Origin of the sequence: Georgenia soli (genome assembly GCF_002563695.1) — a bacterium.
Lineage (GTDB): Bacteria > Actinomycetota > Actinomycetes > Actinomycetales > Actinomycetaceae > Georgenia > Georgenia soli.
On record NZ_PDJI01000004.1, the window covers coordinates 3866473 to 3882806 of the forward strand.

The following is a 16334-nucleotide window of genomic DNA, read 5'->3' on the forward strand; positions in this document are numbered from 1 at the left end:
GACCCAGGCGGCGCGGAAGCGAGGAGATGACATGGCGATGCAGGTGGAGTTCTGCGGAGAGTGGTTCACGGCGGACCCGGAGGACCCCTTCGTGATCGGCCGCGAGGGCCCCCTCGAGATCGACGACAACCCTTACCTCCACCGCCGCTTCCTCCAGGTCACGCAGCACGAGGGCCTGTGGTGGCTGGAGAACGTCGGCTCGCGGCTGTCTGCCACGATCGCGGACCCGGAGGGCAACACCCAGGCCTGGCTCGCCCCCGGCGCCCGCCTGCCGGTCGTCTACGCGCGCACGGTCGTGCTCTTCACCGCGGGCCCCACGACCTACGAGCTCACCCTGGTCAACGACGAGCCGACCTTCCTGCCGACCCGCCCGGCCGAGGAGCTCGAGATCGGTGAGACCACCATCGGCCCGGTGACCCTGACCGAGAGCCAGCACCTGCTCGTCCTCGCCCTCTCGGAGCCCGTGCTCAACGGCCGCGGCTCTACGGCGAGCATCCCCACCTCCGCGGAGGCCGCCAACCGCCTGGGCTGGGCGCTGACCCGGTTCAACCGCAAGCTTGACAACGTCTGCGAGAAGCTGCACCGCCACGGGGTGCGCGGCCTGCGGGGAGGACCCGGCAAGCTCGCGGTGAACCGCCGCGCCCGGCTGGTCGAGCACGCCGTCGCCTCGCGGCTCGTCGTGCCCGAGCAGCTGCCCCTGCTCGACGACGCGCAGGCGCTCGCCGACGCCGACTGAGTCAGGAGGCGAGACCTCCGCGGCCGCGGCGGGGGAGTTCTTCCCGCCCACGCGGCGGGGAGTTCTCCCCACGTCGGGGCGGGGGAGTTCTCCCCGAAATAGTGGGACCGGTCCGTCACCGTCCTGAGTTAGCATCCATCCGGGTCCGTTGCTCAGGACCAAAGACCTTTTGTGACTGCTCCCGGGGGAGGACCGCGTGCCAGGGAAGAGGGCCTCGGGCCGCCGCGGCACGACGGCGGACGCGACGGCGACCGGACGCCCCACCCGCGCCGCCGAGCGCCGGACCCGCAACCGGCGTCGGGTCGCGTCCGGCACCGTCCTGAGCCTGGTCGCGGGCACGGTGGTCGCCGCGAGCCTCCTGCACGACGGCGTCGCCACCGCCGACGTCGAGCTGAACGACGGCGGCGTGTGGGTCACGAACGGGTCCGAGCTGCTCGTCGGCCGGGTGAACTACCCGGTCCAGCAGCTCGACGGCTCCGTCACCTCCGCCAGCAACGAGATCGACGTCCTCCAGGAGGGGGCCACCGTCCTGGTGGCCGACTCCGGCGTGGACCTGCTCAGCACCCTCGACCCGGCGACGGTCTCCACCGACGCCGGCGGCGTCACGCTGCCCGCCGACCACCAGGTCGGGCTCGGCGGCGGGGTGGTCGGCGTCCTCGACGTCGGCTCGGGCAACCTGCGCACCGCACCGGCGGAGCAGACCGGCCTCCTCGCCGACGAGGAGGCGCCGCCGCAGGCGTCCCTCGGCGCGAACGCGGAGATGGTGGTCGGCAAGGACGGCACCGCCTACGGCCTGTCCACGGCCGACTCCACCGTCGTCACCGTGCCGAAGGGCACCGAGAAGCTGCAGGCGGAGGCCGCCGCCGCCGCGGAGGCGGGGGAGAGCGCGGACCCCGTCGAGCTCGACGAGACCGAGACCGGCATCGCTGCGGACGACTTCACGGACGCCGAGACCCAGCTGACGGTCGTGGGCGACCAGCCCGTGGTGCTCACGCGCACCGTCGACGAGCGGCTGCTGCTCGCCCGGCCCGGCGCCGACGTCGTCGACCTCACCGACCTCGGGCTGGACACCAGCCAGGTCCGGCTCCAGCACCCGGGCGCCAGCGGCACCGACGTCGTCCTCGCCAGCGCCGACGCGCTCGTGCGGGTCCCGCTCCGCGGCGGCGACCCCGTCACCCTCCGCGCGCCCGCGGCCGGCCGCCCGGCCGCGCCCGTGGTCGTCAACGGCTGCGTGCACGCCGCCTGGGCCGGGGCCGAGAGTCACTACCTCCAGCAGTGCGGCAAGAGCGAGGCCGTCGAGGCGCCCGTCCCCACCACCGCCGCCGACGCGACGCTGGAGTTCCGCACCAACCACGGCCTCGTCGTGCTCAACGACACCCTCTCCGGGACCGTCTACCTCGTCAACGAGTCCATGACGATCGTCGAGAACTGGGACGACGTCACGCCCCCGGACGCGACGGACGAGCTGGAGGAGGAGTCCCAGCAGGACATCACCGACGAGATCCCGCTGGACCGCGACGCCGAGAACCGCCCGCCGGTGGCCGAGGACGACAGCTTCGGCGTCCGCGCCGGGACGACCACCGTCCTGGAGGTCCTCGCCAACGACACCGACCCCGACGGCGACCTCCTCGCCGTCGGCGGCGTCGAGGGCTTCCCGGGCGGGCTCGGGGAGATCCGGCCCGTCCTCGGGGGCCGTGCGCTGCAGGTGTCGGCGCCCGAGGGCGCCACCGGCAGCGGCAGCTTCAGCTACACGGTCAACGACGGACGCGGCGGCGAGGCGACGGCCTCCGTGGCCCTGCGCGTCGTCCCCGAGGCCGAGAACACCCCGCCCGAGCAGCTGCGACCCGCCCGGCTCACCGTCACCTCCGGCGCGACCGGCAAGATCAACGTCCTCACCCACATGCGGGACGCCGACGGCGACGAGATGCTCCTGACGGGAGCCACCGCCCCGGCCGACGACGTCGTGCGGTTCACCCCCGACGGCGCCCTGGAGTTCGTCGACTCCGGCGTCACGACGGGCGTGAAGTCCGTGCCGGTGACGGTCTCCGACGGCCGCGAGACCACCGAGGTGAGCGTCGAGGTCGACGTCCGCGAGGAGGGCAACCTCCCGCCGGTGCCGGTCTTCGACTACTTCCGCGCCACCGCCGGGGAGGAGGTGGTGATCGACCCGATCGCGAACGACACCGACCCCGACGGCGAGCCGCTGCGCCTCGCGGACGTGCGGACGCAGGGCGACGCGACGATCGTCCCCGACTACGACGCCGGGACGTTCCGCCTCACCGCCGAGACCGTCGGCGCCCACTACCTGACGTATGTCGTCGTCGACGACTCCGGCAAGGACGCGACCGGGCTGGTGCGGGTGGAGGTGACGGAGCCGGCCGACGGCGCGCCCGTGGCGGTCCAGGACACGGCGCTGCTCCCCGCGGGCGGCTCCGTGCTCGTCGACGTCCTCGCCAACGACGAGGACCCCTCCGGCCGTCTCCTCGCCGTCCAGCAGGTCACCGTGCCGCCCGAGTCGGGACTGGTCGTCTCCGTCCTCGAGCACCGCATCCTCAAGATCAGCGCCAAGCAGGTGCCCGGGGGGCCCGTGCGCTTCGGCTACACCGTGTCCAACGGCGACTCCTCGGCCGAGGGCGAGGTCGTCGTGATGCCGGTGGCCACCGACTCGGCGCTCCAGCCGCCCGTCGCCGAGGCCGACACCGCGACGGTGCGCGCCGGCGACTTCGTGACGATCCCGGTGCTGCAGAACGACTCCCACCCCGCGGGTCTGGAGTTCGAGCTCGACCACGAGCTCGCCGAGGCGCCGGACGCGGAGAAGGGCCACTTCTTCGTCTCCGGCGAGACCCTGCGGTTCCGCGCGCCCGCGCAGCCGCAGACCGTCAACGCCGTCTACCGCGTCGTCGACTCCGCCGGCAACGAGGCCTCCGCCCAGGTGACGGTGCACGTCCAGGCGGACGCCGACCGCAACTCCGCCCCGCTGCCGGCCCCCATCGAGACCCGCGCCTTCAGCGGCGAGCGGATCCGCATCCAGGTGCCGCTGTTCGGCATCGACCCCGACGGGGACTCGGTCCAGCTCCTGGGCGCCGGCGAGGCGCCGCAGCTCGGGCGCATCGTCGAGGTGGGCCCGGGCTACCTCGACTACGAGGCCTACGGCCACCTCGACGGCACCGACGAGTTCACCTACACGGTGCGCGACCGGCTCGGCATGGTCGCCTCCGCCCCCGTGCGCGTCGGCGTCGTGCCGCCGCCGCAGTCCAACCGGTCCCCGGACGCCCAGGACGACGCGATCGAGGTGCGGCCCGGCCGGGAGATCACCGTCGACGTCCTGGCGAACGACACCGACCCCGACGGCGACCCGCTCTACCTGCCCACGGGCGAGCTGGGCGAGCCCTTCGACCCGGTCGAGGGCGTCGACATCTCCGTCGAGAACGGCATGCTGAAGATCCTCAGCCCGGAGGAGCCGACGGTCTTCACCGTCGCCTACCGCGTCACCGACAACCGCGGCGGGCAGGACACCGGGCTGCTCGAGGTCAAGGTCTCCCCGGACGCCCCGCTGCTGCCCCCGCTCGCGCGCGACGACCTGGTGCAGGCCGCGGACATCATCGACCACGACACCGTCACCGTCCCCGTCCTGGAGAACGACGAGGACCCCGACGGCACCGCCGAGGCGCTGCGGGTCTCCGTCACCGACGGGCCGGAGGGCGTCTCCGTCGTCGACAACCAGGTCCAGGCGCCGGTGCTGCCGAACCGGCAGGTCATCACCTACCAGGTCCAGGACGTCGACGGGAACGTCGGCTACGCCTTCGTCGACATCCCCGGCGTCGAGGACACCGGCCCCGTGCTGCGCACCGACGCCGACCCGATCGAGGTGCTCACCGGCGAGACCCGCGAGATCGCGATCGAGGACTACGTCGTCTCCCCGAGCGGGAAGGACGTGCGGCTGACCGACGGCGCGTCCGTGACGGCGACGAACTCCAACGGCGCCGAGCCCGTCGTGGACGCGACGACCCTGAGCTACACCTCGGCGCAGGGCTACGCCGGGCCGGCCGCGATCACCTTCGAGGTCACCGACGGCGCCAGCGCCGAGGACGGGCTCCGTTCCGTCCTGACGCTGCCGATCACGGTCCTGCCCGACGGCGGCAACACCCCGCCGACCTTCGCCGGCGGCTCCGTGGAGGTCTCGCCCGCCGAGGAGCCGGTGACGCTCAACCTGCGCAACCTCGTCCAGGACCCCGACACCGCCGACTTCAACCAGCTCACCTACCGCCTCGTGGAGATCCCGCCCGGGGTCTCGGCGAGCATGGAGGGGACGTTCCTGTCCGTCTCGGCGCCCGCCGACACCCCGGCGGGCAGCGAGCACGAGATCGTCATCTCCGTGGCGGACCCGGTCAACGAGCCCGTCCTCGGGACCGTGACCGCCACCGTGGTGCCGTCGACCCGGCCCCAGGCCGGCGTGCAGGACCGGGACCTCGGCACCGTCGACCAGGGCGAGCGGCGGTCCGTCGACGTGCTGGCGGGCGCCTACAACCCCTTCCCCGGCGAGCCGCTCCGGGTGGTCGACGCCTACACCGAGACCGGCACCGTCGACGTCGGCTTCAGCGGCGGGCAGGTCACGGTGACCCCGGCCGGCGACTTCGTCGGGCGCGCCGTCGTGGTGTTCGTCGTCGAGGACGCGACCGGCGACGCCCGCCGGCACGTCGAGGGACGCCTGACGATGAACGTCGTCGGGGTCCCCGAGCGCCCCGCGCCGCCGCGCGTGGAGGACGTGCGCGACCGGACCGTGGTGCTCTCCTGGACGGCGCCGGCCAGCAACGGCTCGCCGATCACGGGCTACACGGTCGAGTCCTCCGGCTCGACCACGCAGTGCGGCACCACCACCTGCACCATCTCGGGGCTGACCAACAACGTCGAGTACACGTTCACGGTGACGGCGACCAACGCGGTCGGCGACTCCGAGCCGTCCGGTGCGTCCGCCGTCGCCCGGCCCGACGTCAGGCCCGAGCGGCCCATGCCGCCGCGGCTCACCTTCGGCGACGGCGAGCTCGCTGTCGAGTGGACCGCGCCGCCGACCGCCGGGTCGCCGGTGGAGTCGTACGACCTGATGATCTCCCCGGCCGCGGGCAGCGGCCAGGTCAGCGTCAGCGGCACCAGCTACACCTGGTCCGGGCTGACCAACGGCCAGGAGTACCGGGTCCAGGTGCGCGCCCGGAACCAGGCCCCCGACCCCTCGGAGTGGTCCGGCTGGTCCGCCGGCGAGGTGCCGGCCGGCGTGCCCGACGCGCCCGCCGCGCCGCGCGTCCAGCGCGTCGACGACCCGGTGGCCCAGCAGATCACCGCGTCCTGGACCGCCCCGTACGCGAACGGCGACGCCGTGTCGCAGTACCAGGTCCAGATCTTCCGCGACGGCGGGCTCTTCCGGGACTTCACGACCTCCGGCACGTCGTTCCAGGAGGACGCCCCAGCCGGGTCCGACTACACCGTCAGCGTGCGCGCCCAGAACAAGGCCGGCTGGTCCGGCTGGTCCGCGCGGTCCCAGCCGGTGCGCTCCTTCGCCCGGCCCTCCGCACCCGGTACCCCGACCGCGACAGCCACCGGCTCCGACGGCGTGGTGCAGCTGGAGTTCAGCAACGCCCAGCCCAACGGCGACCCGATCACCGGCTACCAGGTGTCCGTCAACGGCGGCGGGTGGCAGAGCCTGCGCGCCGACCGGACCGTCCGGGGGCTCAACGACGGCCAGAGCTACTCGTTCCGCGTCCGGGCGACGAACACCTACGCCGGTGACGCGTCCGGCGCGTCGAACGCGGCCGTGCCCTACGGGCCGCTCGGCAGCCCGACGCTCTCGGCAAGCAGGACGGCGGACCGCGAGATCACCTTCCGCTGGTCGAGCCCGGACGGCAACGGCCGGCCGATCGACGCAACCCAGATCCGGTTCAAGGACGGGGGCGGCAGCTGGAGCGGCTGGCAGAACGTCGCGGCGTCCGGTTCCACCACCCGCGGCGGCCAGTGGTCGACGGACTACTCGGCGGAGTTCCGGGTGGTCCGCTCCGACGGGCAGACGACGTCGGCCAGCGACAGCGCCCGCACGGCCGACGAGCCGAAGCCGGATCCCACGGTGCGCGTCGCCAAGGGCGACCGGGTGAACGCGTCCGACTGCTCGGGCGCTGCGTGCCGGTACGTGTCCGTGGCCTACACCGACCTGCCCGGCGGCAGCTACAACGTCACCTTCCAGGTCGACGACGGCGGCTGGCGCAACATGGAGGCCAGCACCAACGGCCGCGCCTACACCTTCAAGGCCGGGAGCGGCACCCTCCAGACGACCATGTACTACGGCTGGCCGGGCTACCGGACCCGGGTCATCGTCCAGGGCAACGGCTACAACCTCATGAGCCCCGTGTACACCTGGTAGCCCGCCGGTCCCGGCCCGCGCCCCGGCACCCTGACACCCCCAACGCCCCCACCCACACCGAAGGACCACCCGTGACCGCCACCAGCACCTCCGCGCCCGTCATGACCCAGGAGCAGGCCACCTGGTTCGCCGGGACGTTCGACCGCATCGTCGAGAACGTCTCCGGGGCCGTGATCGGCAAGCAGAACGTGGTGCGCCTGGTGGTCACCACGCTCCTCTCCGGCGGGCACCTGCTCCTCGAGGACTACCCGGGGACGGGCAAGACCCAGCTCGCCCGCGCGCTGGGCCAGACCCTCCAGGCGAGGAGCAGCCGCATCCAGTTCACCCCGGACCTGCTGCCCTCCGACGTCACCGGCGTGTCGATCTTCGACCCGAAGACCCAGACCTTCGAGTTCCACGAGGGCCCGATCTTCGCCAACGTCGTCCTCGCCGACGAGATCAACCGCGCCTCGCCCAAGACGCAGTCCGCCCTGCTGGAGGTCATGGAGGAGGGTCGCGTGACCGTGGACGGCGTCCCCTACGACGTCGGCCGGCCGTTCATCGTGCTCGCCACGCAGAACCCGATCGAGCAGGCCGGCACCTACCGCCTGCCCGAGGCCCAGCTCGACCGTTTCCTGATGAAGACCTCGGTCGGCTACCCGGACCACGCCGCCACCGTCCAGATCCTCCACGGCGCCGCCCAGCGCGACCGGGCCGGTGCGCTGGCCCCCGTCATCACCGGCCAGGCCGTCTCCGACATGGTGGCCCTCGCCGACACCGTGCACGTGGACCCGGCCGTGCTGGAGTACGTCTCGCGCATCGTCGAGGAGACCCGGCGCGCCCCGGGCGTCGTCGTCGGCGTCTCGGTCCGCGGGGCCCTCGGCCTCGTGCGGGCGGCCAAGACCTGGGCGGCCGCGCACGGACGCAACTTCGTCGTCCCGGACGACGTCAAGGAGCTCGCCGAGCCGGTGCTCGCCCACCGCCTCGTCCTCGAGGCGGAGGCCGAGTTCGAGGGCGCCACCGCCGCCGACGCCCTCGCGGTCGTCCTCTCCGACGTCGTGCCGCCGGCCGTGCGCGCCCAGGCGCAGGAGCAGGCTCCCCGGCAGTGAGCACCGAGCGCAGCACCCGGACGGCGGGAAGCTCGACCACCGCCCGGGTCGGCACCACCGCACGCACCTCGCTGACCCAGCGGCTGAGCACCATCCCCGGGGTGCAGGGGGCTCTGGAGCGCACCCGCGCCCAGCGCCTCGCCACCGCCCGGGTGCTGCGCTGGGTCGGCGCCCTCGGCTGGGTCACCGTCGCCGCCGGCGCGGTGGCCTGGGCGGTCGGACGGCGGCTCGGGTGGGTCGAGCTCGTCGTCGTCGGCGCGGTGCTGGTGGCCATCTTCCTCGCCGCCCTCGCGTTCACGCTCGGCCGGCAGCCCTACGCGGTGAGCCTGCGCCTGTCCGAGTCCCGCGTGGTCGTGGGGGAGCGGGCCATGGCCGGCGTCGTCGTGCGCAACACGGCGGCCCACCCGGTGCTGCCGGCGCGGATCGAGATGCCGGTCGGCCAGGCCGAGGTGTCCTTCGCCCTGCCCGGCCTCCCGCGGGGCGGGGAGCACGAGGAGCTCTTCGCCATCCCGACCGCCCGGCGGGCCGTCATCGCCGTCGGCCCCGTGCGGTCCGTGCGCGGCGACCCGCTGGGCCTCGTCCGCCGCTCGATGACGTGGACCGACGTGGAGGAGCTCTACGTCCACCCCCGGACCGTGCGGCTGGCCTCCACGGCCGCCGGCTTCCTCCACGACCTCGAGGGTGCGACCACCCGGGACATCACCAGCTCCGACCTCGCCTTCCACGCCCTGCGCGAGTACATCCCGGGCGACGACCGCCGTCACGTGCACTGGCGCTCGACCGCCCGCACCGGGAAGCTCATGGTCCGCCAGTTCGAGGAGACCAGGCGCTCGCACGTCGTCGTGGCGCTGAGCCGCAACGAGGTCGACTACTACGACGAGGACGAGCTGGAGATCGCCGTCTCGAGCGCCGGCTCGCTGGGGCTGCAGGCGCTCGAGGAGGAGAAGGACCTCACCGTCCTCACGAGCCACGAGGTGCTGCCCGCGCTCTCCCGCCGCCAGCTCCTCGACAACCTCACCCGGCTGCAGACCGGCACCGGCCCCGTGGGCGTGGTGACGATGGCCCGGACGATCGCCCGCGACGTCGAGCACGCCTCCATGGCCATCCTCGTCTGCGGCTCCACCGTCACCCCGCGCGACCTGCGCGCCGCCGGTGCCGTGCTGCCCGTCGGCGTGCGGGCCCTGGCGATCCGGGTGGACCGGGACGCGGAGGCCGGGCTGTCGACGGTCGGCGTGGTCACCGTCCTGACGGTCAACCAGCTGGACGAGCTGCCCCGCACGCTGCGGAAGGCGATGCGATGATCGCCGCGGTCAGACGGGTCCTGGCACGGCGCCGGGTCGATGTCGCCGTCCTCTCCGCGCTCGTGCTCCTCGCCCTCGTGCCGTTCGTGCCCGTCTTCGGCACCGCGCACCTCGTGGCCGCCGCGGTCGGCGGCGTCGTGCTGGGCGCCGCGGTCGCCGTCGTCGGGGCCGCCCTGCGCTGGGGCGTCCTGCCGGTGCTCGCCGCCCTCGCCGTCGTCCTGCTGGTCTTCTCCGCGCTCGGCGCGCCGACGACCGCCCTGGGCGGCGTCGTCCCCACGCCGGAGACGCTCGGCGCCGTCGGCCGCGGGGTGGTGACGTCCTGGAAGGACGTCGTCACCGTGCTGCCGCCGCTCGGCGCCGGCGGGAACCTCCTGACGGCCCCGTTCCTGCTCGCCGTCGTCGCGGCCCTCGTCTCGGTGACGGTCGCGCTGCGCACCCGTCGCCCCGCCTGGGCGCTCGTGCCGCCCGCGGTGGTGCTGGCCGTGTCCGTCCTGCTCGGCACCACCGACGTGACCACCTCCGTCCCGCTCGGCCTCCTGCTCGCGACGGCCGGACTCGTCTGGGCCAGCTGGCGCACCGGGCGGATGCACGCGAACCGCTGGGCGGGCGTGGGCGCGCTCGTGCTGGTCGGCGCGCTCGTCGGCACCGGCGTGGGCGTGCTGGCGCCTCCGCAGAACCGGTTCGTGCTGCGCGAGCACGTCGAGCCGCCGCCGGACATCCACGACTACTCCAGCCCCCTCGCCGGCTTCCGCGAGTACGTCAAGGACCACCGCGAGGAGCCCGTCCTCACCGTCGAGGGACTCCCCGCGGAGGCGCGCGTGCGCCTGGCGACCCTGGACGCCTACGACGGGACCGCGTGGGCCGTCTCCGACCCGCAGGTGTCGGGCTCCGGCGAGTACATGCGCATCGGGGAGCGCATCGAGCCCGTGCTCGCCGACGGCCTGCACGAGGTGCGCGTCACCGTGGGCGCGTACGCCGGGGTGTGGGTCCCCGTGGTCGGCACGCCCTACGACGTCGACTTCACCGGGGACGGCGCCGAGGAGCTCTCGCGCTCCTTCTTCTTCAACCGCTCCACCGGGACCGGCCTGACCACCGCCGGCCTCGGCGCGGGCGACACCTACGAGGTGCTCGCCCAGGTGCCGGAACGGCCCACCAACACCGAGCTCGAGGGCGCCCCGCTCGCGGACGTCCCGCTCCCCGAGGTCGTCTACCCCGACGTCGTCACCACCGTCGCGGCGGCCCTGACCGCCGACGCGTCGACCTCGATCGCCCGCATCCAGGCCGTCGAGCAGGGGCTGCAGGCCGGCTACTTCTCCCACGGCCTGGAGGGCGAGACGCCGTCGCTGCCCGGTCACGGCGCGGCCCGGCTGGACTCCCTCCTCGGCGGCGAGGACCCCATGGTCGGCGACGAGGAGCAGTACGCCGCGGCCATGGGGCTGATCCTGCGCTCCATGTCGATCCCCGCCCGCGTGGTCATGGGCTTCGAGGCGCCGGCCGGCGCCGACGGACCGGTCGAGCTGACCGGCGACGACGTCACCGCCTGGGTCGAGGTGCCGTTCGAGGGCCACGGCTGGGTGCCGTTCTTCCCGACGCCGGACGAGGACCGGATCTGGCAGGAGGAGTCGCCGCTGCCCCAGAACCGGCCCCAGCCGCAGGTGCTGCAGCCCCCGCCGCCGGCCCAGGAGCCGCCCGACGCACCGCCGTCGGACCGCCAGGACGTCGAGATCGACGACGAGAAGGACAAGGACGAGGCCGAGCTGCCGGTGGCGCTGCTCGTGGCGGCCGCCGCGGCGGGGGTGCTGCTGCTCCTGCTCGCCCCGCTGCTCGTGATCCTGGCCGTCAAGCTGCGCCGCCGCCGGAGGCGCCGCACCCGGGGCACACCCTCGACCAGGGTGGCCGGCGGATGGGCCGAGATCGTCGACGCCGCCACGGACCTCGGCGTGGACGTCTCACGCACCGCCACCCGGTCCCAGGCGGCGGGGGAGATCGTCGGTGCCCTGGCCGCACCGGCGGAGGCGGCCGGGCGCCGGCGCCGACCCGCGCCCGTCGACGCCTCGGGCGCCCGCGCCGCGGACCTCGCCGCCCGGGCCGACGCCGGCACGTTCGGGCCGGCCGAGCCCGACGAGCACCACGTCGGCACCTACTGGGACGAGGTGGAGGCCACCCTCGCCCGCCTGCGTGCCGCCGTCGGCAGGCGCCGCTGGTGGCGCTCCCGGGTCTCCACCAGGTCCCTGCGCCGCGGCAGGCGTCGCGACGTGCGTCCCCGAAGCAGCCACAGCGCCGGCCGCGGGCCGCGCGGGAAGGACTGAGCGTGCGGATCAAGCTGACGCTCCTGCGCACCAGCGCCGAGCCGGTCGACCTGGCGGTGACCGTGGACGGCACCGCCACGGTCGCCGACGTCGCCCGCAACCTGTACGAGACGGACCCCGTGCCGGTGGCGCTGAGCGAGCCGGAGATCGCCAACCTCACGCTGCGTCGGCACGGCCGCGGCGGCGACCCGGAGCAGACGCGTCTGCTCGACCCGGACGCCCCCGCCGCCCAGACCGTCCGCCCCGGCACGGTCGTCTCCCTCGCCCAGGCGACGCAGCGGTTCGAGCGCCGCGACCCGCAGGCCCCGCCGGTCGCCCGGATCACCGTCACGGAGGGGCCCGAGACCGGCCGCGTCGTCGACGTGCCCGAGGGCACCACCATCATCGGCCGCGGCAAGGGCTGCGACGTGCGCCTCGCGGACCCCACGGTCTCCAAGGAGCACGCCCGGCTCTCCGTCACCGACGTTGTCGAGATCGCCGACCTGCGCTCCGCGAACGGCCTGCTCATGGGCGACGGCCAGGTTCAGCGCGCCGTGCTGCTCCCGCAGGACGAGGTGACGCTCGGTGACACCACGATCCGGGTCGAGCGCATCGCCGCGTCGCGGCACGCGCGCCCCGACGCCGCCGTCGTGGAGTTCAACCGCTCCCCGCGCCTCGCGCCGGCGTTCGTGGGGGAGGAGGTGGAGGCGCCCAAGCCGCCCGCGCCGCAGAAGCCGGCGAAGTTCCCGGTCGTCATCCTCCTCGTCCCGCTCATCATGGTGCCGATCTTCCTCATGATGGGGCGCAGCCCGATGATGCTGGCCTTCATGGCGATGATGCCGCTCATGGTCATCGGCACCTACATCGACCAGCGCATCACCAACCGGCGCAACTTCCGCGCCGAGGTCGAGCAGTTCGAGAGGACCATGGCCTCGGTGCGCGCGGACCTCGACGCGCGGCGCGAGACCGAGCGGACCATGCGCCTGGCCGAGCACCCCGCCGCCGGGGAGCTCCACCGGGCCGCGATGAACCTCGAGCCGCTGCTGTGGACCCGCCGGCCGGAGCACGACCTCTTCCTCACCCTGCGCCTGGGGGTGGGCACCATGCCCTCGCGCACGGAGGTCAAGGTCCCCAACCGGGGCAACACCCTCGACGAGTTCTGGGACCAGGTCACCGCGCTCAAGCGGGACACGCTCATGGTCGACGGCGTCCCCGTCACCGCGGACCTGCGCGAGTGCGGCGCCGTCGGCCTCGCCGGCCCCTGGCACGTCCTCGACGACGCCGCCCGCGCCGTCGTCGCCCAGCTCGTCGCCGTGCACTCGCCCGCCGAGCTCGTGCTAACCGTGGCGACGTCGGCGGCCAGCGCCGCGCGGTGGGACTGGACCAAGTGGCTGCCGCACGTCGGCTCCGTCCACTCGCCCCTGGACGGCCCCCACATCGGCTCCCACCAGGCCGGCGTCCTCCAGCTGGTCTCCCGTCTCGAGGGGCTCGTCGACGAACGCCTCGCCGCCCGACGGTCGGCCGAGGCACAGCACCTGCCCGTCGTCGTGCTCCTGGTCGAGGACGACGCCCCGATCGAGCGCGGGCGCCTCGTCCGCCTCGCCGAGGAGGGCCCCGCGGCAGGCGTCCACGTGATCTGGTGCGCCGGCGCCGTCGAGCGGCTGCCGGCCGTCTGCCGCACGTTCGTCACGGTCACCAGCTCCACCGAGACCGGCGCCGCCGGCTACGTCAGGAACGGCACCGCGGTCACGCCCATGGCGTGCGAGACGCTCGGCGAGACCGAGGTCGCCGCCCTGGCCACCCACCTCGCCGCCGTCAACGACGCCGGCGCCCCCGTCGACGACGCCTCCGACCTGCCCGGCCGCGTGTCCTACCTGGCGCTCGTCGGGCCCGAGGTCGCGCAGGGCGCCCAGGGCATCCTCGAGCGCTGGCAGGAGAACGGCTCCCTCACCCCGCGCGACGGGCGACCGCCGCAGCGGCGCCGCCACGATGCGAACCTGCGCGCCCTGATCGGGCAGGGCGCCACCGAGCCGTTCACGCTCGACCTGCGCAGCCAGGGTCCGCACGCCCTCGTCGGGGGCACCACCGGCGCCGGCAAGTCCGAGTTCCTGCAGTCCTGGGTGCTCGGCATGGCGACGGCGCACAGCCCCGACCGGGTGACGTTCCTGTTCGTGGACTACAAGGGCGGCTCCGCCTTCGCCGACTGCGTCCACCTGCCGCACACGGTCGGCCTGGTCACCGACCTCTCGCCGCACCTCGTACGCCGGGCGCTGACCTCGCTGCGGGCCGAGCTCCACCACCGCGAGCACCTGCTCAACCGCAAGGGCGCCAAGGACCTCGTCACCCTCGAGCGCACGGGGGACCCCGAGGCGCCCCCGAGCCTCATCATCGTCGTCGACGAGTTCGCTGCCCTGGCGACCGAGGTCCCCGAGTTCGTCGACGGCGTGGTGGACGTGGCCCAGCGCGGGCGGTCCCTCGGGCTGCACCTGGTGCTGGCCACGCAGCGCCCCGCCGGCGTCATCAAGGACAACCTGCGCGCCAACACGAACCTGCGCGTCGCCCTGCGGATGGCGGACGAGAACGACTCCACCGACGTGCTCGGCCTGCCCATGGCGGCCCACTTCGACCCGGCCACGCCGGGTCGCGGCGCCGCCCGCACCGGGCCCGGCCGCATCACCATGTTCCAGGCCGGCTACGCCGGCGGGCGCACCACCGACGCGGCCCCGACGGCGCAGGTCGACGTCGAGACCCTCGCCATGGGTGCCGGGGTGCGGTGGGAGAAGCCGGAGCGGCCCGAGGAGGACCGGGCCGAGCGCGGCGACGAGGGGCCCACCGACATCGCGCGCATCGTCGCCTCGGTGCGCGCGGCCGCCGACGCGGCGGGCGTCCCCGCGCCCCGCAAGCCGTGGCTGCCCACCCTGGGCGACGTGCAGGACCTCTCGGCCCTGCGTCCGCGCACCGACTCGGCGCTGGTCCTCGGCGTCGTCGACGACCCGGCGCACCAGCGGCAGGTCACCACGTTCTACCGGCCAGACACCGACGGCAACATCGTCTTCTACGGTGCCGGCGGATCGGGGAAGTCGACGGCGCTGCGCACCCTCGCCGTCGGCGCGGGCATCACCCCCAAGGGCGGACCGGTCCACGTCTACGGCCTCGACTTCTCCTCCGGCGGCCTCGCGCCGCTCGAGGGGCTCCCGCACGTGGGCGCCGTCATCGACGGCGACGACGCCGAGCGCATCCAGCGACTGCTGGGCATGCTGCGCGACCTGGTCGAGGAACGGTCCGTGCGCTACGCCGAGGCACGGGCGGGGAGCATCGCGGAGTACCGCGACATCACCGGCCGCGCCGACGAGCCGCGCATCCTGCTCCTGCTCGACGGCTTCGCGGCGTTCCGCGCCGAGTGGGAGACCCTGCTCGGCCGGGCGTCCTGGTACCAGCTGTTCCTCCAGCTCCTCGTCGACGGCCGCTCCGTCGGCGTGCACGTGGCCGTGACGGCGGACCGCCCGGGCGCGATCCCCACCTCGGTCACCGGCTCGCTGCCGCGGCGCGTCATCATGCGGATGGCGGACGAGGCCGCCTACCAGCAGCTCGGCGCGCCCAAGGACGTCCTCGACGCGACGTCGGTGCCCGGCCGGGCGATCACGCCGTCGGGCCTGGAGATGCAGATAGCGGTGCTGGGCGGGACCTCCAACCTGGCCGAGCAGGTCCGGGCGGTCGAGAAGCTCGCGGGCACGCTGCGGCGCACCGGCACCCAGGAGGCGCCCCCCGTGCGGCGGCTGCCCGAGGTCGTGCCGTCCGAGGAGATGCCCGCCCACGTCGACGGGCTGCCCGTGCTCGGCGTCGCCGACGACACCCTCGCCCCGATCGGGTTCGAGCCCGTGGGGACGTTCCTGCTCGCCGGGCCGGCAGAGTCCGGGCGGACGAACGCGCTGCGCTGGCTCACGCACGCGCTCGCCGAGGCGGAGCCGGCCACCCGCTTCGTCTACCTCGGGGCACGGCGCTCCGTGCTGGCCGGGCAGGACCTCTGGGAGCGGACCGCCACCGGTGCGGCGGACGTCACCGAGCTGACCAAGGAGGTGCTGCCGCTCTTCGCCGCGCCGCCGGACCGGGGCCAGCCCGGGGTCGTGCTCGTCGTCGAGAACCTGGCGGACTTCCTCTCCAGCCCGGCCGAGCGCGGCCTCACGGAGCTGATCCAGCAGGCCAAGCGGAACGAGCACCTGGTGATCGCCGACGGCGAGACGTCGACCTGGGGGTCGTCCTGGCCGCTGCTCGCGGAGGTCCGCAACGGTCGTCGCGGCCTGGCGCTGCAGCCGGAGGCCGTCGAGGGCGACTCGCTGTTCCGCACCTCCTTCCCGCGCGTGCAGCGCAAGGAGTTCCCGCCCGGGCGCGGGATGTACGTGGCCAAGGGCAAGGTCCGCAAGGTCCAGGTGCCGCTGCTGGGATGAGCGCCACGTGCGCGGGCAGGGTAGTTGTCCCCATGCCGGGTGCGTGCGCCGCGACGGACGGCTGGGGTAC

The 16334-nt window shown here is 74.3% G+C and carries 6 protein-coding genes; all 6 read left to right on the forward strand.

Annotated elements, in window-relative coordinates:
* The first annotated feature begins 37 nt into the window (after positions 1-37).
* The 6 genes from ATJ97_RS18810 to ATJ97_RS18835 all read left to right on the forward strand — a co-directional run bounded on the left by ATJ97_RS18810 (position 38) and on the right by ATJ97_RS18835 (position 16264).
* Positions 38-736 (forward strand): hypothetical protein, encoded by a 699-nt coding sequence (locus ATJ97_RS18810; RefSeq protein ID WP_425432794.1) that lies wholly within the window; start codon positions 38-40, stop codon positions 734-736.
* Positions 737-932: 196 nt separating this feature from the next.
* Positions 933-7142 carry a fibronectin type III domain-containing protein gene (locus ATJ97_RS18815; RefSeq protein WP_098485059.1) on the forward strand — a complete coding sequence of 2070 codons (6210 nt, stop codon included), beginning with the start codon at positions 933-935 and terminating at the stop codon, positions 7140-7142.
* Positions 7143-7243: 101 nt separating this feature from the next.
* The gene (locus tag ATJ97_RS18820) at positions 7244-8230 is read left to right on the forward strand and encodes an AAA family ATPase (protein ID WP_098485611.1); all 987 of its coding nucleotides are present in this window, start codon (positions 7244-7246) and stop codon (positions 8228-8230) included.
* Entirely contained in the window at positions 8227-9531 is a 1305-nt protein-coding gene (locus ATJ97_RS18825; protein WP_098485060.1) for a DUF58 domain-containing protein, read from the forward strand. The genes ATJ97_RS18820 and ATJ97_RS18825 overlap by 4 nt, the downstream gene beginning before the upstream one ends.
* Positions 9528-11840 carry a transglutaminase TgpA family protein gene (locus ATJ97_RS18830; protein ID WP_098485061.1) on the forward strand — a complete coding sequence of 771 codons (2313 nt, stop codon included), beginning with the start codon at positions 9528-9530 and terminating at the stop codon, positions 11838-11840. The genes ATJ97_RS18825 and ATJ97_RS18830 overlap by 4 nt, the downstream gene beginning before the upstream one ends.
* A 2-nt stretch (positions 11841-11842) precedes the next feature.
* Entirely contained in the window at positions 11843-16264 is a 4422-nt protein-coding gene (locus ATJ97_RS18835; protein WP_098485062.1) for a type VII secretion EssC family protein, read from the forward strand.
* Positions 16265-16334: the final 70 nt, after the last annotated feature.

What these genes read in the sequence shown, in the direction of transcription:
- ATJ97_RS18810 (WP_425432794.1), top strand. Translation starts at nt 38, where the DNA reads ATGCAGGTGGAGTTCTGCGGAGAGTGGTTCACGGCGGACCCGGAGGAC.
- ATJ97_RS18830 (WP_098485061.1), top strand. Translation starts at nt 9,528, where the DNA reads ATGATCGCCGCGGTCAGACGGGTCCTGGCACGGCGCCGGGTCGATGTC.
- ATJ97_RS18820 (WP_098485611.1), top strand. Translation starts at nt 7,244, where the DNA reads ATGACCCAGGAGCAGGCCACCTGGTTCGCCGGGACGTTCGACCGCATC.